This window comes from Nocardioides cavernaquae (assembly GCF_003600895.1).
Classification (GTDB): domain Bacteria; phylum Actinomycetota; class Actinomycetes; order Propionibacteriales; family Nocardioidaceae; genus Nocardioides; species Nocardioides cavernaquae.
On record NZ_QYRP01000002.1, the window covers coordinates 1,517,376 to 1,541,589 of the forward strand.

The window sequence follows — 24,214 nt, forward strand, 5'->3', positions numbered from 1 at the left end:
TGGCCCGAAGCCGACGGCCCCGGAAGCCGGTGACCCTGCGCGAATCCGCCGTCGGTCTCCCGCGCTGGGCGCTGGTCCCCGCCGGAGCGGGAGCACTCTTCGTGGTGCTCCCGCTCGCGGCGCTGGTCAGCCGGGTCGACTGGACCCGGTTCGGCAGCCTGATCACCAGCGACGCCTCGCTGGCCGCTCTCGAGCTGAGCCTGCGGACCTCCGCCGCGAGCACCCTGCTCTGCCTGGTCTTCGGCATGCCGATGGCGCTCGTGCTGGCGCGGTCACGGTTCGTCGGGCAGGACCTGCTGCGCTCCGTCGTACTCCTGCCGCTCGTGCTCCCTCCCGTCGTCGGCGGCATCGCGCTGCTCTACACGTTCGGCCGTCGCGGCCTGCTCGGCCACGCCCTCGAGGTCGCCGGGGTGCAGATCGCCTTCTCGACCATTGCGGTCGTGCTGGCCCAGACCTTCGTGGCGCTGCCGTTCCTCGTGGTGAGCCTGGAGGGTGCGCTCCGCTCCGCGGGCCACCGGTACGACGTCGTCGCGGCCTCCCTGGGCGCCGGGCCGACCACGGTGCTGTTCCGGGTCACGCTGCCGCTGGTCCTGCCCGGGCTGCTCTCGGGTGCTGTCCTCGCGTTCGCGCGGGCGCTCGGTGAGTTCGGCGCCACGATCACCTTCGCGGGCAGCCTCCAGGGCGTGACCCGCACGCTCCCGCTCGAGATCTATCTCCAGCGCGAGGCCGATGCCGACGCTGCCGTCGCCCTGTCGGTCGTGCTCATGGTGGTGGCCGTCGTCGTGATCGCCTTTGCGCGCCGCGGCAAGGGGGTCCTGTGACCCTCCGCGTGGTGGCCGAGGTCCCCGAGCGGGACGTGTCGGTCGAGCTCGAGATCGCCGACGGCGAGACGGTCGCCCTGCTCGGCGGCAACGGCGCGGGCAAGTCGACGGTCCTCGGCGTGATCGCCGGCCAGCTCCGGGCCAGGGGCGCCCGCGTGACGCTGGGTGACCGGGTGCTGACCGGACGCGGGACGTGGGTGCCGCCCCATGCGCGCGATGTCGCGCTGCTCGCCCAGGAAGCCCTGCTCTTCCCGCACCTGACGGTTGGCGCCAACGTTGCGTTCGGCCCGCGCAGCCGTGGCGCAGGACGGCGGCGCGCACGGGCATCTGCTGAGGAGTGGCTCGCTCGCGTCGGTGTACCTGAGCTGGCGTCGCGGCGCCCGGCCGAGCTCTCGGGGGGCCAGGCCCAGCGGGTCGCGGTGGCCCGCGCGCTGGCGGCTGACCCGCAGGTGCTGCTGCTCGACGAGCCGATGGCGGCGCTGGACGTCAACGTCACCCCCGCGCTGCGGCACCTGCTGCGCGAGGTGCTGCAGGACCGCACGACGGTCATCGCCACCCACGACGTGCTCGACGCGCTCCTGCTGGCCGACCGCGTCGTCGTCCTCGACGGAGGGCGCGTCGTGGAGGAGGGGCCGACGGCCGAGGTCCTGGCGCGCCCGCGCAGTGCGTTCGCCGCGCAGATCGCCGGGCTCAACCTGCTCGCGGGCAGGTGGGACGGCGAGGCGCTGGTCGCCGATGGTGCTCGCGTGGAGGGCCGCGTCGAGGGAGGTGAGCGCACGCCCGTGGTGGTCGGTGACGAGGTGGTGGCCGTGTTCCGGCCTTCAGCCGTCTCGGTCTACCTCGCCGCGCCGACGGGCTCGCCCCGCAACGCCTTCCCGGTGGTCGTCACCGCCCTCGAGCCCTTCGGCGACCAGGTGCGCGTGCGCGGCGGAGGCATGTCCGCGCTGATCACGCCGCACGCCGCCGCCGAGCTCGCGCTGGCGCCCGGCGGGCAGGTGACCTTCATCGTCAAGGCCTCCGAGGTCGACCTCTACCTCCGCTGACGCACGGATCCGTGCTGACGCACGGATCCGGCGTTTCCGCGATGTGACGATCATGACGGTGCGTTACAGGCATGTGTCGTGACACTGTGTTGCAGTAATCCGTCGAGAGGAACTGCTGTGCTGTCGTACGAGGTGCATGGAACGGGCGAGCCTCTGGTGCTGGTGCACGGCATCACCCACCGCCGCCAGGCGTGGTACCCGGTGCTCGAGCACCTGACGCCCCACCGTCAGGTCATCCTGATCGATCTCCCCGGCCATGGTGAGTCCCCGGACCTGGTCACCAACGGCCGATCGATCCCCGAGACCCTCGGCACCGAGGTGCGCCAGACGATCGAGTCCCTCGGCCTGAGGAACCCGCACATCGCCGGCAACTCGCTCGGCGGTCGTGTCGCGCTCGACGCCGCCGCGGAAGGCTGGGTCGCGAGCGCGACCTGCCTGTCACCGGCTGGCTTCTGGATGAACGACCTCGACTTCGCCTACACGCGCATGCTGTTCCGCGTCGTGACCCGCGCCGCGCGCATTGCCGGACCGCGCCGCGCGGAGACCATCACGCGCACGGCGATCGGTCGCGCGCTCTTCTTCAGCTGGATCACCGCGCACCCGGCACGGCTCGCGCCCGAAGCCTGCGCTGGCGACGCCAAGGCGATGCTGCGTGCGCTCCCCGCGATGAAGGCGATCGTGGCCGAGGCCACCCGCTTCGAGGCGAAGATCGCCCCCGAGATCCCCGTGACCATCGCCTGGGCCTCACGCGACATCGTCCTCCCGCCCTACCACGCACGCCTCGCCCGCAGGGTGCTTCCGCGCGCCACCCACGTCAAGCTCAAGGGCGTCGGCCACGTGCCGATGTCGGACAACCCCGAGCTGGTCGCCAAGGTGCTGCTCGAGGGCAGCGGCGGCATCGCGCTCGGCGGCACCAGCAGGCTTTCCGCCTGACCGGCAGTGCCTGACCGGCACCACCTGGCACGGTCCACAACGACAGAACCCCGCTCCTCGATCACGAGGGGCGGGGTCCTGTCCTTTGGGGCCGCCTAACGGATTCGAACCGTTGACCTGCTCATTACGAGTGAGCTGCTCTACCAGCTGAGCTAAGGCGGCAATCGCTGCCCGAAGGCAACTCGCGGAAGTATACGGATCTGCTGCCCGCCATGCGAAACCGAGGTCAGCGGTAACGGATGGCTGTCCTTGTTCGTTGGTCAACCCGTGCGCTCACCCCGACTGATGACCCCGGTTCTCGCCTGTCTCCTCCTCGCCGGTTGCGGGGGTGGCTCGGAGAAGCCGGAGATCGTCAACCCGAAGGCGCCGGACCTCACCGAGACGGCGTACCTCGAGCTGTCCACCGGCCTGTACGCCGACAGCGACCCCGGCGCGGGCGGCGGCGATCCCGTCCTCTCCCAGAAGGCGACCGACTGCTTCGCCAAGGGGCTGCTCGACGAGTTCAAGCTCAAGGGACTGGTCGATCTCCACGTGCTCACGCCGGGTGGTCGCTACATCGGGCGGCCGATGGCCATCCCCGCGGCCGAGGGCGAGCGGTGGATCGACCGCCTCGCAACGTGCACGGACCTCCACGACTACGTGTTCGACACCGTGAAGATCGGCGCGACCGCACTCCACCCGGACGTGGTCGGGGCGAGCAGCGAGGCGACCTGGGAGAAGGCGCGCGCCTGCACCCACGAGAAGGTCTCCGAGAAGGCGATCCGTGACGCGCTGCTGCAGCAGCTGACCGCCAAGCCGGTCGAGGGCTCGGACACGACGTCGTTCGACGCCTGCCTCGCGATCGCCTACCGCCCGGTCGTGGAGCCGTCCCCCTCGAGCCAGCCCGGTGCGCGCCAGTCCGAGGGCGTGCCGACCAACCCCGCAGGCTGATCCGGCTCAGTCGTCCTCGTCGGGCAGGTGCGGGTCCGCGAGGAAGTACTGCGCAACGCGGCCGTCGTCCTGACGTTCGTGGTGGCGGATCGGCTCCGGCATCATCCGGCCTTCCGCCATGTCCCAGAAGCGGTCGACGCGCAGGGCGACGCGGCGCGCGACCTTGCCCGGCAATCCCTGGTGGGGGACGTAGGGGTGCGGGCGCGTCGGCGCCTTGAGCTCTGCGTGACACAGCTCCTCGCCCCAGTCCGGGTCGCCCTCGTGGTGCTGCTCGGCGAGGTCGTTGACCAGCGCCTGCTCCAGCTCCCAGGTGGCCTCGAACTCACGGCGTACGTCGGACCACAGCGAGTCCCACGTCCGCCGGATCGCGTACGTCGATCCGTAGAGCTTTGCCTTCACCTGCGCCATGGCGTACTCGAAGCGTCGCGCCTGTCGGATGAACTCACGTGCCCGCTCGGCCCCGTCGGGGAGCCGGTGCCGGGCTGCGGGCACGACCACCGCGAGGACGGCACCGTGGTGCCGGCTACTGCTCGCCAGGAACGTGTCCGTGACCGGGCGCTGAACGCGCGGGTCGTCGTGGGAAGGGCGTGTTGCGGCAGCTCGCTCAAGTCGATCCGCCAGTACGTCGTGGGTTGCTCGTGCCCCGGGTACGAGGGTGTCCACCGGTCTCATCTCCTCGGCGCGTCCGAGTGCGCGTCCTCTCGTCCAGTGTCCGTCGGTCGTGGCGACACCACAACCTTGACCGAACCCCCGCCTGCCACGAGTAGCCTGTGCCGACATCTGTATTGAAGGAGCCGTTATGCCCGCACGACTCAGCCCCCTGCGCACTGTGATCGCCTCGGCCGCCCTGGCCGCGGTCACGCTGAGCAGCTGCAGCCTTGCCGGCAAGGAAGAAGCCGCGAAGTCGTCGCCCTCCTCGGCCGGGACCACCGCGGTCCCCGGCTCGACGGTGGTGCTGGTGACGCACGGCGACTTCGCCCTCCCCGCCGAGCTCCTGAAGAAGTTCGAGACCGACAGCGGTCTCAAGCTTGAGGTCCGCAAGATCGACGACGGCCTTCCCAACCAGCTCGCGCTGACAGCGGACCACCCGCTCGGCGACGCGGCGTTCGGCGTGGACAACGGCGCCGCGCCCCTCGCGCTCGCCGAGGGAGTCTTCGCCGACTACCAGGCCGAGCTGCCCGCCGGGGCTTCGGACTTCCTGCTCAAGGGTTCCGACGACAAGGACCGGCTGACTCCCGTCGACCACGGCGCGGTCTGCGTCAACATCGACAAGACGTGGTTCGACAAGAAGAAGGTCGAGCCGCCGGCCACGCTCGAGGACCTCACGCTCCCGGCGTACAAGAACCTCACCGTGCTCCCCGGTGCCACCGGCTCCACGACCGGCCTGCTCTTCCTGCTGGCCACCATGGACCAGTACGGCGACGACTGGCAGGACTACTGGACGCGCCTGGTCGGCAACGGCGCGGACATCACCAAGAGCTGGAGCGACGCCTACTACGGCGGCTTCAGCGGCGGCGAGGGTGATCGCCCGATCGTCGTCTCCTACGACACGTCGCCGGCCTTCACGATCAACAAGGCCGGCGAGACCACGACTGCTGCGCTGCTCGACACCTGCATCCAGCAGGTCGAGTACGCCGGTGTGCTGGAGAACGCGAAGAACCCCGCCGGCGCCCGCGAGCTCGTGGACTTCCTGGTCAGCCCCGAGGTGCAGGCTGCGCTGCCCGACAACATGTACATGTTCCCGGTCGCCACGGGCACCCCGCTGCCGGAGGCCTGGGCCACCCACGCGCACGAGCCGAGCCGCGTCTACTCCTTCGACGCCGACGACCTCGAGGAGCACCGCACCGAGTGGCTGACCGAGTGGCGGGGCATCATCACCCGCTGATGGACCAGTGACGTGATGCGTTGATGCGCGTTCCCCGACTCGCGGGGCTGGCCGGCCTCGCGGCCGGCCCGCTGCTGGTGCTGGGCGTCTTCTTCCTGCTGCCGGTCGGCGGGATGCTGGCGCTCGGCTTCTGGCCGGACGGCGCGTTCGACCCCGGTGGTGCGCTCGCAGTGCTTGGCCACGAGCGCACGCTGCGGGTGCTCTGGTTCACGGTCTGGTCGGCCTCGGTCGCCACGCTGATCACGGTGGTGCTCGGAGTGGGGGCAGCGCATGTGACCTACCGGCTGCGCTTTCCCGGACGACGGCTGCTCCGCCTGCTGCTGGTCGTGCCGTTCGTGCTCCCGACGGTCGTGGTCGGCCTGGCCTTCGACAACCTCCTGCGGGACCACGGCCCGCTGGGCTGGCTCGGTCTCTCGGGGACCCCGGCTGCGATCATCGCCGCCCTCGTCTTCTTCAACCTCGCGGTCGTCGTGCGCACGGTCGGCCCGGCCTGGGAGTCACTCGACCCGCGTCCGGCCGAGGCCGCCGCTGCGCTCGGGGCGGGGCCGTTCCGCGTGCTTCGCGACGTCACTCTTCCCGCGCTGCGCGGCTCGATCGTGTCGGCTGCCTCGGTGGTGTTCCTCTTCTGCGCAACGGCGTTCGGCCTGGTGCTGATCCTCGGCGGCCTCCGCTACGCCACCGTCGAGACCGAGATCTACCTGCTGACGAAGGAGCTCTTCGACCTCCGCAGCGCGGCCGCCCTCTCCCTGCTGCAGCTCGTCGTGGTGACCGTCCTCCTCCTGCTGGCGCACCGGGCGCGCTCACGCGGTGGCCCCGTGGAGCGGCGGCACAACCTGCTGCGACGGCCCGGGCACGGCGACGTACCCGCCCTGGCGCTGGTGCTGCCCGCGGTCGTCCTGGTCGTCCTTCCGGTCGGCGCGCTCGTCGCCGGAGCACTCCGCGTCGACGGCCGGTGGTCGCTGGACAACTTCCGCGCCCTCGCCACCCTGGGGGAGGGCGGCACCCTCACCGTCCCGGTCACCTCTGCTCTGCGTACGTCGGTCTCGACGGCGCTCGACGCGACCTGGATCTCGGTGGGGCTCGGCGTGATGGTCGCGCTGCTCGTCACCCGGCGCTCGCACAGCGTCGCCGAGCGCCGGCTGCGCGGTGTGCTCGACGGCCTGTTCATGCTGCCGCTCGGGGTCTCCGCGGTGACGCTCGGCTTCGGTTTCCTGATCACCCTCGACCAGCCGCCGCTGGACCTGCGCACGTGGCCACTCCTGGTCCCGATCGCACAGGCCCTCGTCGCGCTGCCCCTCGTCGTACGCATGATCGTGCCGGTGCTCGCCGGCATCGACGACCGCCAGCGCCAGGCGGCGGCCTCACTCGGTGCGGGGCCGCTCCGGGTGCTCGCGACGATCGACCTGGCCGTGATGTGGAAGCCACTGCTCGCCGCAGCTGGCTTCGCGTTCGCGGTGTCTCTCGGGGAGTTCGGCGCGACGTCGTTCCTCGTCCGCGAGGACGCGCCGACGCTGCCGGTCGTGGTCTACCGGCTCCTGGGACATCCGGGGGAGCACAACTACGGCATGGCCCTCGCCGCATCGCTGATCCTGGCGGGCTTCACCGCGCTCGTCCTGCTGATCGTCGAGCGGCTGCGCGTGCCGGGCGTGGGAGGGTTCTGACGTGCTCGAGCTGTCCGATGTCTCCGTGCGGTACGCCGGAGTCCCCGCCCTCGCGGACGTCTCGCTGTCCCTGGTTGCGGGGGAGGTGCTCGCCGTCCTCGGGCCGTCGGGCTGCGGCAAGTCCACGCTCCTCCGGGCGATCGCGGGTCTCGAGCCGCTGACCTCGGGTGCTGTCCGCTGGGACGGGCACGACCTGGCTGGGGTGCCCACACATCGCCGTGGCTTCGCACTCCTCTTCCAGGACGGCCAGCTCTTCGCCCACCGGTCGGTCGGCGCGAACGTCGCCTATCCGCTGCGCCTGCGTCGCCAGCCGCGGGCCGCCGTCGCGGCGCGGGTCGAGGAGCTGCTCGCCCTCGTCGGCCTCTCCGGGTACGCCGACCGGTCGCCTGCCACGCTCTCAGGCGGCGAGCGGCAGCGGGTCGCGCTGGCCCGGGCGCTGGCCACGTCGCCCCGGCTGCTGCTCCTCGACGAGCCGCTCTCGGCCCTCGACCAGGTGCTGCGCGAACGCCTCGCCGGAGACCTGCGCTCGATCCTGCGCGCGGCGGGGACGACGGCGTTGCTGGTCACCCACGACCACGAGGAGGCGTTCTCGGTCGCCGACCGCATGGCGCTGTTGCGTGCCGGACGCCTGATCCAGCACGGCACGCTCGATGAGGTCTGGGCGCACCCAGCCGATGCCGAGGCGGCGGCCTTCCTCGGCTACGCGACCGTCCTGCGCGGGGATGCCGCGCGGTTCCTCCTCGAGTCGAGTGCGCAGGTGGCTGCATCCGCCACATCGCCGCGCACTCGACTCGCGGGTCAGGAGATCGCTGTCGCGCTGCGGCGCTCCGCGCTCCGGGTCGATGCGACCGGCCCCCTGGAGGGGCGGGTGATCGAGGCGCGACTCACGCCTGAGCTGAGCCGGCTGATGGTGGACGTCGCGGGACTCGGCGTACTCCCCGCGGTGGCAGGAGGCAGCCGGGCCGAGGCGCCGGTCCCGGGGGAGTGGGTGCGGATAGTGATCGATCCGTCACGGCTCGCCGTGGTTCCGGTGGCCTGATCCCTTGCTCCTCTCCCTAGACTGACGTCCGTGCATCGCCGGTCCTTCGTCCTTCTCATCGGCGTCGCAGGACTGATGGGCGCGCTGGCGCTGATCACCGCCGCGGCGCTCGACAAGCGGCTCGTCGACCCCGAGGGCTTCCTCGGTCCGTCGTGGGCCCGGCTCCCGATGCTGGTCTTCGGTGCATTGCTGCTCGACATGGTTCCCCGCATGCTCTGGCAGTCGAGGCTGCACCCGAAGCTGATGTGGCCGATCGTGCGCGAGCGGTGGGTCTCCCACTGGAACCGCGAGCGCATCGTGCTCGTCGTCATGGGCCTGGTCTGCTTCTACATCACCTATGTGAGCTACCGGAACCTCAAGTCATTCCTGCCCGAGGCCATGGGCCTCGAGGTCGACTACGACCGGGCTCTGCACCAGATGGACCAGGCGATCTTCTTCGGCCATGAGCCGGCGATCCTCCTGCACTCGCTGCTCGGGACCGGGATCGTCGCCCACTTCCTGTCCTACATCTACCTGTGGTTCCTGCCGCTGGTGCCGCTCGGCCTGACCGCGTGGCTGATCTGGTCACGCAACATCAGCTTCGGCTACTGGTTCGTGACCTCGCAGGTGCTGGCGTGGACCCTGGGCACCGCGTCGTACTACATGTTGCCGACCACGGGTCCCGGCTTCGAGTACTACTGGCTGTACACCGACCTCGATGACACGCCCACCTCCCAGCTCATGGACTCGCTCTACAACGGGCGCGAGGCAGTGAACTGGGGTTGGGCCAACATCGATGCTGTCCAGTCAGTGGCAGGCTTCGCCAGCCTGCACTGCGCGATCACCCTGCTCGTCGCCCTGATGGCGCAGTACACGATCAAGGCCCGCTGGGCGCACTGGGTCCTGTGGGTCAACTTCGGCGTGACCGTCGTGGCCACCCTCTACTTCGGCTGGCACTACGTCGCCGACGACATCGCGGGCATCGCCATCGCGCTGATCTCGTTCTACCTGGGTGGCCTGGCGTCCGGACAGAAGTTCGACCGTCACGGCTTCGGGTCGCACCCGACCACCACCACGTCGTACGTCCCCGTCGACGACGACGACTGACCCACCCCTCCCGTCGACACGGCGCAAGGTGGGCGTCGACACGGCGCAAGGTGGGGGAAGTACGCCGACTCGCGGGCCGCAATCGACGGTTCCGGCCATCCGGGCCGCGTCCGTTGAGATCTGACGGGCCATCCTCGTCGGTTCCGGCGATCCCGGCCCCAGCTGTGGGCGTGCCCCACCGCGCCCGCGCGCAGCCGCGCCCGCGTCGCCCTTGCGCCCAGCCGCGCGCGGGCAAGGTCCGGCGATTTGAGCGGTCCGCCTGAATGACACGCGTGTAGTTCGGGAATTACATGGATGTAATAGTCAAGTCGACACGCCGCAAGATTCAAAAAAACCCGAAAGAACTGTTTCTTTTGTGACTCGTGAGCACTAGCGTGCTCTGCGTGCCTGGTGTGACGGGGAAGTCGCTCCGGGCCGGCCCCGGCGGTGGGGAAGCCGCCGGGGCCCACAGTCCCGATCGACGGGACGCGACGAGGGGAAGAGTTGTGGGCAGGATCAATTCGGGCCGGACGGCGGCCATCGCGGCGCTGGTCGCCCTGGCGATCGGTGGGGCGACCCTGCCCGCCATGGCTGACCCGGACGACGCCCCTTCGCAGGAGCAGGTCGACGCAGCTCGCCGGGCCGTTGACGCCAAGGCGCACTCGGTCGAAGGCATCCAGGCGGCCCTCGCGGCGGCGAACGACCGGGTCGAAGCCGCGCAGACGGACGCCGCGATTGCTGGTGAGGCCTACAACGGCGCCGTGTGGCACCTCGAGACCGCTCAGGCCGCCGCGACGAAGGCCGAGGCCGAGTCCGCGAAGGCCGAGCAGAAGCTCTCCGGCCACAAGGTCGCTTACACCGACCTGATCGCCAACACCTACGAGGAGCAGCCGCAGCTTCACGCGCTGAGCGCCCTCACCACGCAGGCCGGCGTCCAGGACGTCATCGACGCGGCCAGCACGACGTACCAGCTCTCGACCGCGATGGATGACATCCAGGTCGGGTACAAGAAGGCCGCCGCTGCAGCCGACAAGGCGAGCGACCGCGCCGAGGCAGCCCGTGCCGAGGCCGCGGCTCGCGCCACGGAAGCCAAGGCGGCACACGACCGAGCCCAGTCCGCGGCCGACTACGCCGCTGCCGAGGCGAGCCGGGTCGACCAGCAGCGCACCAGGATGGTCGCCGAGCTGGCCCAGCTCCAGAACATCTCCGTCGACCTTGCCTCACGTCGCCAGGCGGCGATCGAGGAGGCACGCCGCGAGGCCGCCGCAGCTGCTGCTGCCAAGGCGGCCCAGGCTGCTCAGGCAGCAGCCGACAAGGCCGCTGCTGCCGCTGCCGCCGAGGCCGCGAAGAAGGCAGCCCAGCAGGCCGAGCAGGCGGACCAGAACGATGAGCCTTCGGCCCCTGCCCCCGAGCCGGCTCCGTCGCAGCCCGACCCGACCCCGCCCGCCCCGGGTGGTGGAGCGCAAGCGGCCATCGCCTACGCGAAGGCGCAGCTCGGTGAGCCGTACCTGTGGGCTGCGGACGGCCCCGACAGCTGGGACTGCTCCGGCCTGACGATGAAGGCCTGGGGCGCCGGCGGCAAGTACCTCCCGCACTACTCGGTCGCGCAGTACGACCAGTCGACGCCGATCTCGCTGTCCCAGATCGCTCCGGGCGACCTGCTCTTCTGGAGCAGCAACGGCCGGGCGTCGGGGATCCACCACGTCGCGCTCTACATGGGCGGCGGGCAGTACATCCACGCGCCGCGCGCCGGGAAGAACGTCGAGATCAAGTCGCTCTCGTACTGGTACCCGACGATGGCCGCTCGACCCTGATCCTCGGCCTTGGCGGCTGACCGCGACTGACCGCTGCTGGGCCGTGCGGCGACGGGCGCATGGCTAGGGTGGCGCACATGGCACCCGATGAGAACGGCTACGTGCAGCCCGTCGTCAACGTCCCCGCCCTCACCCGTCTCCTCGACGGCGAGCACGCCATCGTCCGGGACCGGGTGCGTGGCGCGCTCATCGAGCACTCCGGACTGTTGGCCGAGGCCGACGAGCTCTCGAAGGACGCCTATCGCGACCGCGTGCTCGAGGTCGTCCGTGCCACGGCGGAGGACGGGCTCACGTCGTACCACGTGCCGAAGGAGTACGGCGGCTCCGGCGACTTCGGTGCGGCCGTCGCCGCGTTCGAGACGACTGCGTTCGGCGACCTCTCGGCCCTCGTGAAGACGGGCGTGCAGTTCGGTCTCTTCGGCGGCGCGATCCTCAACCTGGGCACGCAGCCGCACCATGACGCCTGGCTGGCCGACATGGCGGCCGCCCGCCTGCTCGGCTGCTTCGCGATGACCGAGACCGGTCACGGCTCCAACGTCCAGGAGCTCGGAACCACGGCGACGTACGACGCGACGACGCAGGAGTTCATCATCTCGACGCCCGATGACTCGGCGCGCAAGGACTACATCGGCAACGCGGCCCGGCACGCCGAGCTGGCGACGGTCTTCGCGCAGCTCATCGTCACCAGCCCCGATGGTCAGCCACAGAACCACGGCGTGCACTGCCTCGTCGTGCCGATCCGGGCAAAGGGCAAGGTGCTGCCCGGCGTACGCATCGAGGACTGTGGCCCGAAGATGGGCCTCAACGGCGTCGACAACGGGCGTATCTGGTTCGACGACGTGCGAGTGCCGCGCACCAACCTGCTCAACCGGTTCGCCGACGTGTCCGAGGACGGCGTCTACTCGAGCGAGATCGAGAACCCCAACCGGCGCTTCTTCACGATGCTCGGCACCCTCGTCATGGGCCGGGTCTGCGTCGGCGGCGCCGGGATCAGCGCCAGCAAGGTCGCGCTGACGATCGCGACCCGCTACGCGACGAAGCGACGCCAGTTCTCCACCAGCGAGGGCGAGCCCGAGCAGTTGCTCCTCGACTACGGCATGCACCAGCGCCGACTCTTCCCGCTGCTCGCGCGGACCTATGCACTCCACTTCGCGCAGGACTCACTGCGCCAGCGCTTCGACGACGTCTTCTCCGGGCGTGCCGACGACGAGCGCACGCGCCGGGGGCTGGAGTCACGCGCGGCCGGCATCAAGGCGCTCGGCACCTGGCACGCGACCCGCACGATCCAGGAGTGCCGCGAAGCGTGTGGCGGCGCGGGCTATCTGGCCGCCAACCGCTTCACTGCGCTCAAGGCCGACACCGATGTCTTCACCACCTTCGAGGGCGACAACCACGTCCTCCTGCAGCTGGTGGCCAAGGGCCTGCTGACCGACTACTCGAGCGAGTTCTCGGACATGGACCAGTTCGAGCTGGTGAAGTTCGTCGCCGGCATGGCGGTCGAGCAGGTCGTCGAGCGCACCATGGCGCACAAGCTGCTCGAACGGCTCAAGGACGTCCTGCCCGGGGGCGATGACTCCTGGGACCAGGAAGCCGGCCTGCTCTCCCCGGCGTACCAGCTCTCGATGCTGCGCTTCCGCGAGGAGCACATGCTCGCGGGAGTTGCGAAGCGGCTCAAGCGCGGCATCGACAGCGGCATGCCGTCGGGCGAGGTCTTCTCGCGCGTGCAGGACCACGTGATCGCGGTGGCCAACGCCCACGTCGAGCGGCTCATCCTGGATGCCTTCGTCGGCCGGTTCGCGGCGATGCCGCAGGGCGACAACCGCGTCGCGCTCGGCCTGCTCTGCGACCTCTTCGCGCTCACCACGATCGAGGCCGACCGGGCCTGGTTCATGGAGCACAACCGGCTCACGACCAACCGCAGCAAGGCGATCAGCCGTGAGATCAACGACCTGTGCCGCAAGCTGCGGCCGATCGCGGTCGACCTGGTCGACGCGTTCGGGATCCCGGAGGAGCTGCTGCGCTCCGAGGCGCTCCTCCGTTGACGTGTCGACCTCAGGCGGGGTCGGCCTCGGGTGACCAGCCGGGGCCCTTCGTGGCGTAGCGCCACTTGTCGCCCCAGCCCGCTGCGCGGCGTACGTCGTGGGCGATCGCCGCGAACTCGTGGGTCGCGACCCGCACGGGGTTGTAGGTGCCGATGTTGGTGGTGAGGCCGTACTTGACCCGCTCGCCCTCTGGCTCGAAGGTGCCGAAGAGGCGGTCCCAGACGATCAGGATGCCGGCGTAGTTGCGGTCGAGGTACTGCGACTGCGAGCCGTGGTGGACGCGGTGGTGGGAGGGCGTGTTCATCACGAGCTCCACCGGCTTCCACAGGCGATCGACCCGCTCGGTGTGGATGAAGAACTGGTAGAGCAGGTTCCACGACTGCGCCAGCAGGATCATCCAGGGGCTGAATCCCAGCAGGGCAAGGGGAATCCAGTACGGCAGCGAGCTGAACGGGGTCCATGGCTGACGCAGCGCGGTCGACAGGTTGTAGAACTCGCTGGAGTGGTGGACCACGTGCGACGCCCAGAGCACCCGGACCGTGTGGTGCGTGCGGTGGTACCAGTAGTAGATGAAGTCGTCGGCGAAGAAGAGCACGATCCAGGTCAGCGGGTTGTCGGCCGGCAGGTGCCACGGCGCCAGGAGGAACGCCCCGGCGTACGCCGCGACGACGACGAGCTTCCAGCCCAGGTTGACGATCACGTTGCCCAGGCCCATCGCGATCGAGGTCCGCGAGTCTTTCGCGGAGTAGCCGAGCTCGTCCTCGTCGGGCAGGAAGTAGTACGACGCGGCCTCGAGCGCGAGGCAGATGACGAAGACCGGGATGGCACTCCGGATGAGGTCGAACATGGTCAGTCCTTCGGGGCGGTGGAGTCGACGATGCGGCTCAACAGGTCGTGGGCGAGGGCCCGGGCGCGCTCGGGATCGCGGGCGGCGATCGCGGCGGCGAGCTCCTGGTGGGCGGTCGGGTCGACGAGCTCGGCGTCCAGGCCGAGCGAGGCGACCACGTCGATCCCGAGGTCGAGGAAGGCGGCCACCAGGGTGTTGAGCCCCAGGCGGTAGGCGAGGTTGTCGGACCCGTCGACGACCGCGGTCCAGAAGGCCAGGTCGCCCTCGAACCCGTCGTACGCCGCGCCGGCGGCCTCGACAGCGGCCAGCTGCGCCGAGGTGGCGCGGGTGGCGCAGAGTGCTGCCGCGTCGGAGCCGATCGAGCGTCGCATGGTGAGGATGTCGTTGAGCACACGGGCGGCGGGGATGCTGCCGGTGGAGGCCAGCAGTGACAGGACGTCGAGGCCCGCGTGCTGGCGCCAGTCGAGCGCCCGGGTCTTGCCGCCCTGGCTGATCCGGACGAGCCCAGCCTGCTGCAGGCGCTTGAGGGCTTCGCGGATCGCGTGCCGGTTGACCTGGAAGGTCTCGGCGAGCTCGCGCTCGGACGGGAGGGCCTCGTCGGCACCGATCGACCCGGACAGGATCGCGTCGACGAGTCGTCCGAAGACGAGGTCGGAGACGGCCTCGCGCAGGATCGGGGCGCCGTCGAGCCTGCCGGTGAAGCTGCCGGAGCTGGTGCTGGTCATGGGTCGAGTGTGCGGCCCGATCGCTTCACTGGTCAACTGGTTGGACCAGTTGTCTGCGTCACTCCCGATCACTGCGGTTGGCGACCCTAGGATGACGCCATGAGTGCACCCGTCTACCTCGTCCTCGGCGCTGGCCCCGGGCTCGGTCTCGCCACCGCCCGCCGCTTCGCCACCGCCGGATACACCGCGGTCCTTGCCGGGCGCACTGCCGAGGAGACCGAGCCGCTCGCGCAGACCCTGCGTGATGAGGGCTTCGCCGCGGACGCGATCGGCGTCGACCTGCTGAGCGAGGAGTCGGTCCGCTCCGCGGTGCACGGCGTGGTCGAGAAGCAGGGCCGTGTGGATGTCCTCCACTTCAACCCGAGCGCGTGGCGCGAGAAGAGCCCGCTCGAGCTCACCGTCGCCGAGCTGCTCGAGGACGTCACGCTCGGCACGGGCGCGCTGCTTCCCGCGCTCCAGGCCGCTGCGCCTGCGATGGGCGAGGGCGCGCGCGTGCTGGTCACGGGCAGCGCTGCCGCGGACACGCCGTACGCCGGCGCCGCGTCGCTCGGCGTACAGAAGGCGGCCGTGCGCAATCTCGTCCGGAGCATCGACGCGACGATGAAGGACCGTGGCGTTCGGGCGGTCGCGATGCAGATCAACGGCGCGCTGAAGAAGGAAGGGACGTTCGGTCCCGAGGCGATCGCCGACGCACTCTTCGCTGCCGCTACCCGCTCCGACGAGGGCTGGACGACCGACGTCCCCTACCCGCGGGCCCGCGTCGTCGCCATCTGAGCCCTGACAAACAAGTAACGCGCTGTTCGTGCCACTCCCGCCGCCCTTGACGGGGGCGGAAGTGCACAGAACAGCGCGTTACACGTCGTGGGATCAAAGCCCCACGACGAAGATCAGTGACCGGCGGCCTTGGCGCGCTCGATCGACCGGAGGATCTCCTTCTCGGCCTCTTCGCGACCGACCCAGTCAGCACCCTCGACCGACTTGCCCGGCTCGAGGTCCTTGTAGACCTCGAAGAAGTGCTTGATCTCGAGCAGGTCGAACTCGGACACGTCGCCGATGTCCTGCAGGTGCGCCATGCGCGGGTCGTGCGACGGGACGCAGAGCAGCTTGTCGTCGCCGCCGGCCTCATCGGTCATGCGGAACATGCCGATCGCGCGGCACGGGATGTGGCAACCCGGGAAGGTCGGGACATCCAGGATGACCAGCGCGTCCAGCGGGTCGCCGTCCTCGCCGAGGGTGTCCACGACGTAGCCGTAGTCCTCCGGGTAGGCCGTGGAGGTGAACAGCATCCGGTCGAGGTAGATCTTTCCGGTCTCGTGGTCGACCTCATACTTGTTCCGCGAACCCTTGGGGATCTCGACGAGAACCTCGAACTCCAGCACTGTTCCTCCACGTGGTGCGCGGGTCGACGCTTGTCGCCGACCGGCAAGTAGGAATGATGGCCCGGTGGTCTGCACGCCTCTGAATGGGGCGGCGGTCGCCGGGGTCGCTACATCTTGGCCCACAATGGCCCCTCATGCGCACTCGAAAGGACCGTTCTCGTGCCCCGAGATGACTCAGATCACTCGCGTCGCCTGTCCCGCACTGGGGCGTGGGGTCCGGTCCTGCTCGTTCTCGTCGTGCTCTTGGGCGCCTTCGGCTCCTTCCAGTACGACGTCCCGCGCCGCCTCGGATGGGGCGAGCGCGCGGGTGCTCCCGAGGCCATCGCACCTCCTGCGGGCCTCGACCTGCCGTCCTTCGCAGCCCCTTCGCCTGTCGCAGATCCACTGGTCCCCACGACCGCCGATCCCGCGGCGATCAAGGCCGTGCTGTCGCCCGTCCTGCGTGACCGCCACCTCGGACGTCACGTCGTGGCCGCAGTCGCGGACGCCACCGGTCGCATCATCTTCCGCGGCGGCACGGCTGGCGGGAGCCCGGCGGCGACGCCGGCCTCCACGATCAAGCTGGTGACGGCGGTCGCCGCGCTCGAGGAGATGGGGCCGGACCACACCTTCCGCACGAAGGTGGTCAGCGGAGCCCCGGGCCAGCTCGTCCTGGTCGGTGGCGGCGACCCCTACCTGGCCGCGAAGCCGGTCGCTCCTGACGACCACACGCCCGCGCCGGCCGACCTCCGGACACTGGCGGCGAGCACGGCGGCCGCGCTGAGGACCGCGGGCACGACGACGGTCTCCCTCGGCTACGACGACAGCCTGTTCACGGGTCCGAGGCTGCACCCGAGCTGGCCGGCGAGCAACACGGCCGAGGGCGTCGTTGCGCCGATCACGGCCCTGTGGGCTGACCAGGGTGCGCAGCCCGACGGCACCGGTGTCGTCGAGGACCCGTCGCTGCGGGCCGCCCAGGTCTTCGCGCAGGCGCTCAAGCGCTCGGGTATCCGGGTGACCGGCGCCCCGCGGCGTACCCAGGCCCCTGCGGGCGCCACCGAGGTCGCCGGGGTGGACAGTGCCCGGCTCGACGAGATCGTGGCCAACGTGATCGCGATCAGCGACAACGACGGCGCCGAGGTGCTGGCCCACCACGTCGGCATCGCAGAAGGTTTCGGCGGGTCCTACAAGGGCGGCGTCCAGGGTGTCGGTGCGGTGATCAGCCGCCTCGGTCACCCGTTCCAACCCGGCGACGTGGTGCTCGACGGCAGCGGGCTGTCGCACGACAACCGGCTCACCGCCGACACCCTCCTGGGCATGCTCGCGCTCGGCGCCGACCCGGCACGCCCCGAGCTGCGCACCGTGGTGACCGCTCTTCCGGTCGCCGGCTTCACCGGGTCGTTGGCCGAGCGCTACGAGAAGGGTCCGGTCGGCGGGCGCGGTCGGGTCGCGGCGAAGACCGGCACCCTCTTGGGCGTCCACAGCCTGGCAGGGGTGGCCACCCCCCAGGACGGCGCCACGTTGTTCTTCGTGTTCCTGGCAGACGAGGTTCCGCTCGAGGACACGCTTGCCGCGCGCGATGCCCTCGACGTCCTGTCCTCGACCCTCGGTGCCTGCATCTGCTCGTGACGCCGTCCCCGCGTGCAGGTTGCGCAAGTGCGGGACGGAGGGCGCCTGCGATCCGTACGATCAGCGGGTCAAGGACCACAATTCGGGGGGAATCACTCATGAACATGTTCAGCAAGCTCGGCGTCGTCGCCGGCACACTCGTCCTCAGTGCCGCCGGCATCGCGCCCGCCCAGGCCCAGCGCTGGACGCACACCGACCCGGCAGGTGATGTCACCTCAGCCACGGAGTGCAGTGCCGAGGGTGACAGCTGCACCGAGACCGTCGCCGCTGCGCAGACCGTGCCTGACGTGGTCCACTTCGTCGCCGACCACCGTGCGCGCCGCGTCAACGTGTGGGCCCGCTACCGCGACCTGACGGCTTCCGGCACCCGTCTCCACCAGGTCCGCTACGTCACCAACGAGGGCATCCGCCGTCACCTGACGCTCGCGACCTACAACGGGCGCGTCATCGTGCGCGAGCTCAGCCGCGACAGCGATGGCCGCAAGGTCGCCTGCACCGGCATCCGCCACAGCATCGACTACACGGCCAACACGGTCTCGATCAGCGTGCCGCGCGCGTGCATGAGCGCTCCGCGCAACGTGCGGGTCGGGTTCGGCTCCTACGCGTTCCGCAACATCGAGGACCCGACCACCGGCGGCTGGTACGACGACGCGCTCGCCACTGGCCCCACGCCGGGCGACCTGGTCCTCGGCCCGGTTCTTCGCCGCGGCTGACGCCAGGCGCACGGCACAGGGCTCCATGCCCACAGAAACATCACACAGCGAACGGCGGTCCCGTCCCGGGGCCGCCGTTCCCTGCTCCCGCGTACTCTTCGCCGCATGAGCAAGCACTCCGCCGACGAGCCCGCCGACGCGCCCGCCAGCGACTCGGGCGGTGCCAGCTCGGCCTCCTCCATGGTCGACTGGGAGTACGCCGTCCGGCTGGGCACCCGCTTTGCCGGCGAGGGCCCGGTGGTCACGCGGTCCGAGGCGGATGACGCTGTCGCACAGCTGCGCGCGGGGGCCGAGCGGTCCACCGGCCTGGTCCGTGACTTCACCGGACTGACTGCTGAGGCGCGCACGGCCCCGATCCTGGTCGTCGACCGGGGCGGCTGGATCCAGGCCAATGCCGAGAGCTTCGCCGTGCTCCTCGAGCCGATCATGGAGAAGGTCGCCGGCACGAAGGCGCCGAGCCGTACCGCGCGCATGGTCGGGGGTCGCATCGCTGGCACCGAGCTCGGCGTACTGCTCGGATTCATGGGCTCGCGCGTGCTCGGCCAGTTCGACCCGTTCACGGGTGACGGTCGCCTGCTGCTGGTCGCGCCCAACGTCGTACACATCGAGCGTGAGCTCAAGGTCGATCCCTCCGACTTCCGGCTGTGGGTGTGCCTCCACGAGGAGACGCACCGGGTCCAGTTCACCGCAGTGCCGTGGATGCGCGACCACATCAGGTCGCAGGTCGACGCGCTCTCGGCGACGTTCGAGCCCCAGCGCATGCTCGGCGACACCCTGAAGGGCGTCTCCCGGGCGGTGCGCGGGGAGGGTGGCAGCCTCATGGAGCTGATGAGCACCCCGGACCAGCGCGAGATCATCGACCGGGTCACCGGCGTGATGTCGCTCCTCGAAGGTCACGCGGACGTCGTCATGGACGGTGTCGGTCCCGAGGTGATCCCGAGCGTGGAGGCGATCCGGGCGAAGTTCAGCGAGCGTCGCGCCGGAGTCGGCGTACTCGACCGCGTGCTGCGCCGCCTGATGGGCCTCGACGCCAAGATGGCGCAGTACCGCGACGGCGCCTCCTTCGTGCGGCACGTCGTCGACAAGGTCGGCATGGAGGGCTTCAATGCCGTCTGGAACTCCGCGGAGGAGCTGCCCAGCAAGGCGGAGATCCACGATCCCGCAGCCTGGGTGGCCCGGGTCCACGGCTGAGATGGGCCTCCACCCCGCGGTCGCTGCGTGCCGCCTCGCAGTCCGCCGAGAGGTCACCAATGGCGCGCCGAGAGGTCAGAAATGGCGCGCCGAAGCGTCAGAACTGGCGCCGCGGACTGTCCTGGTCGCCTGCTCCGGGGGCGCGGACTCGCTCGCGCTGCTGGCGGCGACGGTGTTCGAGACCCGTCGCACCGCGACCAGCGTGATCGGTGCGGTCGTCGACCACGGACTCCAGGACGGATCGGTGGACCACACCGCCCGCGTCGTCGCCCAGATGGCTGCTCTGGGCGTCGATGAGACCGCCTCGATCCGGGTCGACGTCGACGCATCCGCCGGCGGCATCGAGGCGGGCGCCCGCGAAGCGAGGTACGCCGCACTCGGCAAGCTCGCCACGCACTTCGGCGCTGCTCTCGTGCTGCTCGGCCACACTCGCGACGACCAGGCGGAGACGGTGCTGCTCGGACTGGCCCGGGGAAGCGGCGGGCGCTCGATCGCGGGCATGCGCCGGTCGTTCTCCGAGGATGGCGTCCACTTCGTGCGGCCGATGCTCGAGCTGTCGCGGGAGCAGACCGAGGCCGCCTGTCGTGCCGAGGACATCGAGTTCTGGATCGACCCGCACAACGCCGATCCACGTTTCCTTCGCGCCCGCGTCCGGCACGACGTCCTTCCGGTGCTGGAGCGCGAGCTCGGACCCGGAGTCGCGGCGACACTCGCCCGCACGGCCGAGCAGCTGAGGCCGGACATGGAGTTCCTCGATGACTTCGCGGAGGACGTCTTCGACCTCGCGCGCGGACGCGACGCGTCGTGGACCCATGGCCTCGGAGTGCGCGTGAGGTGCGACGCGGTGGAGGGCCACGGCCCCGCGATCACGGGTCGGGTGGCCCGTCTTGCCGCGCTCGAGGCCGGGTGTCCGCCCGCGGAGCTCTTCGCGGTCCACATCGACGCGGTTGCGGAGCTGATGGTCGGGTCCGGCCGCGGTCGGCAGATCCAGCTGCCCGGCCACGTCACTGCCCACAGGGATGGCGCCGACCTCGCGTTCCGGCGTACCGGCTCGTCCGCGGGATGAACTTCGCGCGCGATTCGGGCACATGTTGTGCCGTGCACGCCACGACAGGTGCCCGTTTCACCGGCCGACCGGTGAAACCGCCCGGGCCGGGTGCCCGTAGGCTGCACCCCATGGATGCTTCCCACGTCGAGAGCGATCTGGTCAACGTCCTCTTCACCGAGGAACAGATCCAGGCGAAGCTGGCCGAGATGGCCCGAAAGATCGAGGCCGACTACGAGGGCGAGGACCTTCTCGTCGTCGGCGTCCTCAAGGGCGCGGTCATGGTCATGGCCGACCTCTCGCGGGCCCTGAACCGCCACGTCGAGATGGACTGGATGGCGGTGAGCTCCTACGGCTCCGGCACCAAGTCCAGCGGCGTCGTGCGGATCATGAAGGACCTCGACGCCGACATCTCCGGACGCAACGTGCTGATCGTGGACGAGATCATCGACACCGGTCTGACGCTGAGCTGGCTGGTCACCAACCTGACCAGCCGCCGTCCCAAGAGCGTCGAGATCGCCACTCTCCTGCGCAAGCCGGACGCGCTGGCGATGCCGGTCGACGTGAAGTACGTCGGGTGGGACATCCCCAACGAGTTCGTGGTCGGCTACGGCCTCGACTACCAGGAGAAGTACCGCAACCTGCGCGACATCGGCACGCTCGCGCCGCACGTCTACTCCTGACCTTGCAGAACCGGCCCCGCAAACTGATGGTGACGAACGCCTGTTCACCGCCTGTCGGGGCCTTGCCGCTGACGTGTACCGTCGGACTACTCCGAGGCCACGCTGTCGGATTCCGTGAGGGAGTCCGCACGCTCGACGTCGAAAGAAGCCTGTGAAGCGCATACTCAAGGGCCCCTGGGTCTGGATCGTCCTCGCTGTCGTCGGCGTGGTGCTCGCCCTGCAGTACCTCGCCCCCAACGGCGGGTACGACGAGGTGAAGACCTCCCAGATGAGCGACTTCATCACGTCTGGTGAGGTCAAGGAGATCACCTTCATCGACGGCGACCAGGAGATCCGCGCGACCCTCGATGACGACGTCAAGCGCTCCGGCGGCAAGCGCGTCGTCACTCACTGGGTCGACGGCCAGCAGAACGACCTGATCATCAAGGTCCAGGAGCAGGTCAACGCGGAGAAGATCGAGGACTACAACTCCGAGAACCCGCAGCCGTCGGTCATCGGCAGCCTGCTTCTCTCGCTGATCCCGTTCATCATCATCATCTTGATCTTCGTCTTCCTGATGAACAACATGCAGGGTGGCGGCGGCCGCGTCATGCAGTTCGCCAAGTCCAAGGCGAAGCTGATCTCCAAGGACATGCCGAAGACGACGTTCGCGGACGTCGCCGGCTGCGAGGAGGCCATCGAGGAGCTCGGCGAGATCAAGGAGTTCCTCCAGGAGCCCGCCAAGTTCCAGGCCGTCGGCGCGAAGATCCCCAAGGGCGTCCTGCTCTACGGCCCTCCCGGCACGGGCAAGACCCTGCTCGCGCGTGCTGTCGCGGGCGAGGCCGGCGTCCCGTTCTACTCGATCTCCGGCTCCGACTTCGTCGAGATGTTCGTGGGTGTCGGCGCGAGCCGCGTCCGCGACCTCTTCGAGCAGGCCAAGGAGAATGCTCCCGCCATCGTCTTCATCGACGAGATCGACGCGGTCGGTCGCCACCGTGGCGCCGGCATGGGCGGCGGTCACGACGAGCGTGAGCAGACCCTCAACCAGCTCCTCGTCGAGATGGACGGCTTCGACGTGCGCGGCGGAGTCATCCTGATCGCGGCGACCAACCGCCCCGACGTCCTCGACCCGGCGCTGCTGCGCCCGGGCCGCTTCGACCGCCAGATCCAGGTCGACGCTCCCGACCTCAACGGTCGCCACCAGATCCTCAAGGTGCACAGCCGCGGCAAGCCGATGGCTCCCGACGTGGACCTGATCAGCATCGCGCGTCGTACTCCGGGGTTCACGGGTGCCGACCTGGCCAACGTGCTCAACGAGGCCGCGCTGCTCACCGCTCGCCAGAACGGCAAGCTGATCGACGACGAGACCCTCGACGAGGCGATCGACCGCGTGATCGCCGGCCCGCAGCGCCGCACCCGCCTGATGAGCGAGAAGGAGAAGCTCATCACGGCGTACCACGAGGGCGGCCACGCCCTCGTCGCCGCAGCGCTGCCCGGCAGCGACCCGGTCCACAAGATCACGATCCTGCCGCGCGGTCGCGCGCTGGGTTACACGATGGTGCTGCCCGACACCGACAAGTACTCCCAGACCCGCAGCGAGATGCTCGACAAGCTCGCCTACATGCTGGGTGGCCGCGCCGCGGAGGAGATGGTCTTCCACGACCCGACCACCGGCGCCGGCAACGACATCGAGAAGGCCACCAGCCTGGCCCGCGCGATGGTGACGCAGTACGGCATGACCGAGCGCCTCGGCGCGATCAAGCTGGGCGAGGGCAACGGCGAGCCGTTCCTCGGCCGCGACATCGGCCACACCCGCAACTACTCCGAGGACGTCGCCGCGATCGTCGACGAGGAGACCAAGAAGCTCCTCACCGGCGCGCACCAGGAGGCCTTCGACATCCTCGAGGAGAACCGCGACGTCCTCGACGCGCTGGTCATCGCCCTCATGGAGAAGGAGACCCTCGACAAGGCCGAGGTCGCGGAGGTCTTCGTGCCGCTGCGCCGTCGTCCTGTGCGTCCCGCGTGGACGGGCTCCGACACCCGCGTCCCGTCGACCATCCCGCCGGTTGCCTGGGCTGCCCCGTCGGGCACCCCGACCGCAGGTGTGGACGGTGGCATCGACCAGGAGACCCAGGCTGTCGTCACCGAGGACGAAGGCCCCGGCACCCCGGACCCGGAGGAAGCGTGACCGACCCGATCGCGCACGAGATCCGCGACCCCTCCGACGTGCCCGCCTACGACCACGCACGGGCCGAGGCGGCAGTCCGCGAGCTCCTGTTCGCGATCGGCGAGGACCCCGACCGGGAGGGCCTGCGCGAGACCCCCGCTCGAGTTGCACGTGCCTATGCCGAGATGACGGCGGGCCTGCGACAGGCGCCCGCCGAGGTGCTCACCACCACCTTCGACCTCGGTCACGACGAGATGGTGCTGGTGCGCGACATCGAGCTGTGGTCCATGTGCGAGCACCACCTGGTGCCGTTCACGGGCGTCGCCCACGTCGGCTACATCCCGGCCGAGTCCGGCAAGATCACCGGCCTGTCCAAGCTGGCCCGGCTCGTCGACGTCTACGCCCGCCGACCCCAGGTGCAGGAGCGGCTGACCACGCAGGTCGCCGACGCGTTGATGGAGATCCTCGAGGCCCGCGGCGTCATCGTGGTGATCGAGGCCGAGCACCTCTGCATGACGATGCGCGGCGTCCGCAAGGCCGGCGCCCGCACCATCACCTCGGCGATCCGCGGCAGCATGCACAACGCCGCAACTCGCAACGAGGCCATGAGCCTGATCATGCACGGCACGCGCTAGGCACGCCGA

Annotated in this window: 21 protein-coding genes, 1 tRNA gene and 1 pseudogene; 18 read left to right on the forward strand and 5 right to left on the reverse strand. The window is 70.0% G+C overall.

The window, feature by feature from the left end; genetic code table 11:
* Positions 1 to 29 precede the first annotated feature (29 nt).
* The 3 genes from D4739_RS07400 (at position 30) to D4739_RS07410 (ending at position 2,797) form a co-directional block, all read left to right on the forward strand.
* Entirely contained in the window at positions 30 to 821 is a 792-nt protein-coding gene (locus D4739_RS07400) for an ABC transporter permease (RefSeq protein WP_238473562.1), read from the forward strand.
* Complete coding sequence (locus tag D4739_RS07405) at positions 818 to 1,864, forward strand: sulfate/molybdate ABC transporter ATP-binding protein (protein WP_120059961.1); 1,047 nt, start codon at positions 818 to 820, stop codon at positions 1,862 to 1,864. The genes D4739_RS07400 and D4739_RS07405 overlap by 4 nt, the downstream gene beginning before the upstream one ends.
* 117 nt (positions 1,865 to 1,981) lie before the next feature.
* Positions 1,982 to 2,797 carry an alpha/beta fold hydrolase gene (locus D4739_RS07410; protein WP_182920342.1) on the forward strand — a complete coding sequence of 272 codons (816 nt, stop codon included), beginning with the start codon at positions 1,982 to 1,984 and terminating at the stop codon, positions 2,795 to 2,797.
* 86 nt (positions 2,798 to 2,883) lie between these two features.
* Here the strand turns inward: D4739_RS07410 and D4739_RS07415 are convergent.
* A tRNA-Thr gene (locus D4739_RS07415) sits at positions 2,884 to 2,959 on the reverse strand.
* 105 nt (positions 2,960 to 3,064) lie between these two features.
* Here D4739_RS07415 and D4739_RS07420 point away from each other — a divergent pair.
* Positions 3,065 to 3,727 carry a hypothetical protein gene (locus tag D4739_RS07420; RefSeq protein ID WP_147384842.1) on the forward strand — a complete coding sequence of 221 codons (663 nt, stop codon included), beginning with the start codon at positions 3,065 to 3,067 and terminating at the stop codon, positions 3,725 to 3,727.
* A gap of 6 nt (positions 3,728 to 3,733) precedes the next feature.
* Here the strand turns inward: D4739_RS07420 and D4739_RS07425 are convergent, their stop codons facing one another.
* On the reverse strand, positions 3,734 to 4,390 hold the full coding sequence (locus D4739_RS07425) for a hypothetical protein (RefSeq protein WP_147384844.1): 657 nt from the start codon (positions 4,388 to 4,390) through the stop codon (positions 3,734 to 3,736).
* A 136-nt stretch (positions 4,391 to 4,526) separates the two neighbouring features.
* Between D4739_RS07425 and D4739_RS07430 the strand changes: the two genes are divergently transcribed.
* The 6 genes from D4739_RS07430 to D4739_RS07460 all read left to right on the forward strand — a co-directional run bounded on the left by D4739_RS07430 (position 4,527) and on the right by D4739_RS07460 (position 13,233).
* On the forward strand, positions 4,527 to 5,612 hold the full coding sequence (locus D4739_RS07430; protein WP_120059965.1) for a thiamine ABC transporter substrate-binding protein: 1,086 nt from the start codon (positions 4,527 to 4,529) through the stop codon (positions 5,610 to 5,612).
* 23 nt (positions 5,613 to 5,635) lie between these two features.
* Positions 5,636 to 7,273, forward strand: coding sequence for an ABC transporter permease (locus tag D4739_RS07435; RefSeq protein ID WP_120059966.1), 1,638 nt, complete (start codon positions 5,636 to 5,638; stop codon positions 7,271 to 7,273).
* A 1-nt stretch (position 7,274) separates the two neighbouring features.
* Positions 7,275 to 8,312 (forward strand): ABC transporter ATP-binding protein, encoded by a 1,038-nt coding sequence (locus D4739_RS07440; protein WP_120059967.1) that lies wholly within the window; start codon positions 7,275 to 7,277, stop codon positions 8,310 to 8,312.
* 30 nt (positions 8,313 to 8,342) lie between these two features.
* A complete protein-coding gene (locus D4739_RS07445; protein WP_238473563.1) occupies positions 8,343 to 9,398 on the forward strand; it encodes a phosphatase PAP2 family protein in 1,056 nt (351 codons plus the stop codon).
* Between the two features lie 485 nt (positions 9,399 to 9,883).
* On the forward strand, positions 9,884 to 11,191 hold the full coding sequence (locus D4739_RS07455; protein ID WP_182920343.1) for a C40 family peptidase: 1,308 nt from the start codon (positions 9,884 to 9,886) through the stop codon (positions 11,189 to 11,191).
* A 77-nt stretch (positions 11,192 to 11,268) separates the two neighbouring features.
* Positions 11,269 to 13,233, forward strand: coding sequence for an acyl-CoA dehydrogenase family protein (locus tag D4739_RS07460; protein WP_120059970.1), 1,965 nt, complete (start codon positions 11,269 to 11,271; stop codon positions 13,231 to 13,233).
* A 10-nt stretch (positions 13,234 to 13,243) separates the two neighbouring features.
* Here D4739_RS07460 and D4739_RS07465 read toward each other — a convergent pair whose 3' ends face one another.
* On the reverse strand, positions 13,244 to 14,080 hold the full coding sequence (locus D4739_RS07465; protein ID WP_120059971.1) for a sterol desaturase family protein: 837 nt from the start codon (positions 14,078 to 14,080) through the stop codon (positions 13,244 to 13,246).
* A gap of 2 nt (positions 14,081 to 14,082) precedes the next feature.
* On the reverse strand, positions 14,083 to 14,805 hold the full coding sequence (locus D4739_RS07470) for a FadR/GntR family transcriptional regulator (RefSeq protein ID WP_120059972.1): 723 nt from the start codon (positions 14,803 to 14,805) through the stop codon (positions 14,083 to 14,085).
* A 99-nt stretch (positions 14,806 to 14,904) separates the two neighbouring features.
* Here D4739_RS07470 and D4739_RS07475 point away from each other — a divergent pair, with 99 nt between their 5' ends.
* Entirely contained in the window at positions 14,905 to 15,579 is a 675-nt protein-coding gene (locus D4739_RS07475) for an SDR family oxidoreductase (protein WP_120059973.1), read from the forward strand.
* A 113-nt stretch (positions 15,580 to 15,692) separates the two neighbouring features.
* Here D4739_RS07475 and D4739_RS07480 read toward each other — a convergent pair whose 3' ends face one another.
* Positions 15,693 to 16,181, reverse strand: a complete 489-nt coding sequence (locus tag D4739_RS07480; RefSeq protein ID WP_120061787.1) for an inorganic diphosphatase — start codon at positions 16,179 to 16,181, stop codon at positions 15,693 to 15,695.
* 162 nt (positions 16,182 to 16,343) lie between these two features.
* On the opposite strand from D4739_RS07480, the gene dacB reads away from it, so the two are divergent.
* The 7 genes and pseudogenes from dacB to folE all read left to right on the forward strand — a co-directional run bounded on the left by dacB (position 16,344) and on the right by folE (position 24,205).
* Entirely contained in the window at positions 16,344 to 17,792 is a 1,449-nt protein-coding gene (gene dacB, locus D4739_RS07485) for a D-alanyl-D-alanine carboxypeptidase/D-alanyl-D-alanine endopeptidase (protein WP_147384846.1), read from the forward strand.
* Between the two features lie 98 nt (positions 17,793 to 17,890).
* A complete protein-coding gene (locus tag D4739_RS07490) occupies positions 17,891 to 18,505 on the forward strand; it encodes a hypothetical protein (protein WP_120059975.1) in 615 nt (204 codons plus the stop codon).
* Between the two features lie 105 nt (positions 18,506 to 18,610).
* Positions 18,611 to 19,696 carry a zinc-dependent metalloprotease gene (locus D4739_RS07495; protein ID WP_338016265.1) on the forward strand — a complete coding sequence of 362 codons (1,086 nt, stop codon included), beginning with the start codon at positions 18,611 to 18,613 and terminating at the stop codon, positions 19,694 to 19,696.
* Between the two features lies 1 nt (position 19,697).
* Complete coding sequence (gene tilS, locus D4739_RS07500) at positions 19,698 to 20,762, forward strand: tRNA lysidine(34) synthetase TilS (protein ID WP_120059976.1); 1,065 nt, start codon at positions 19,698 to 19,700, stop codon at positions 20,760 to 20,762.
* Positions 20,763 to 20,872: 110 nt separating this feature from the next.
* Positions 20,873 to 21,424: a hypoxanthine phosphoribosyltransferase gene (hpt, locus tag D4739_RS07505; protein WP_120059977.1), complete on the forward strand. Its 552-nt coding sequence runs from the start codon at positions 20,873 to 20,875 to the stop codon at positions 21,422 to 21,424.
* A gap of 151 nt (positions 21,425 to 21,575) precedes the next feature.
* Positions 21,576 to 23,733 (forward strand): annotated as a pseudogene (gene ftsH / locus D4739_RS07510) (ATP-dependent zinc metalloprotease FtsH); the annotation flags it as partial.
* A complete protein-coding gene (gene folE / locus D4739_RS07515) occupies positions 23,630 to 24,205 on the forward strand; it encodes a GTP cyclohydrolase I FolE (RefSeq protein ID WP_476638911.1) in 576 nt (191 codons plus the stop codon). The pseudogene ftsH and the gene folE, both read left to right, overlap by 104 nt.
* The last annotated feature ends 9 nt before the right edge of the window (positions 24,206 to 24,214 follow it).

What these genes read in the sequence shown, in the direction of transcription:
- D4739_RS07465 (WP_120059971.1), bottom strand. Translation starts at nt 14,080, where the DNA reads ATGTTCGACCTCATCCGGAGTGCCATCCCGGTCTTCGTCATCTGCCTC.
- D4739_RS07470 (WP_120059972.1), bottom strand. Translation starts at nt 14,805, where the DNA reads ATGACCAGCACCAGCTCCGGCAGCTTCACCGGCAGGCTCGACGGCGCC.
- D4739_RS07490 (WP_120059975.1), top strand. Translation starts at nt 17,891, where the DNA reads ATGAACATGTTCAGCAAGCTCGGCGTCGTCGCCGGCACACTCGTCCTC.
- hpt (WP_120059977.1), top strand. Translation starts at nt 20,873, where the DNA reads ATGGATGCTTCCCACGTCGAGAGCGATCTGGTCAACGTCCTCTTCACC.
- D4739_RS07430 (WP_120059965.1), top strand. Translation starts at nt 4,527, where the DNA reads ATGCCCGCACGACTCAGCCCCCTGCGCACTGTGATCGCCTCGGCCGCC.
- D4739_RS07495 (WP_338016265.1), top strand. Translation starts at nt 18,611, where the DNA reads ATGAGCAAGCACTCCGCCGACGAGCCCGCCGACGCGCCCGCCAGCGAC.
- D4739_RS07435 (WP_120059966.1), top strand. Translation starts at nt 5,636, where the DNA reads ATGCGCGTTCCCCGACTCGCGGGGCTGGCCGGCCTCGCGGCCGGCCCG.
- D4739_RS07475 (WP_120059973.1), top strand. Translation starts at nt 14,905, where the DNA reads ATGAGTGCACCCGTCTACCTCGTCCTCGGCGCTGGCCCCGGGCTCGGT.
- D4739_RS07460 (WP_120059970.1), top strand. Translation starts at nt 11,269, where the DNA reads ATGGCACCCGATGAGAACGGCTACGTGCAGCCCGTCGTCAACGTCCCC.
- tilS (WP_120059976.1), top strand. Translation starts at nt 19,698, where the DNA reads ATGGGCCTCCACCCCGCGGTCGCTGCGTGCCGCCTCGCAGTCCGCCGA.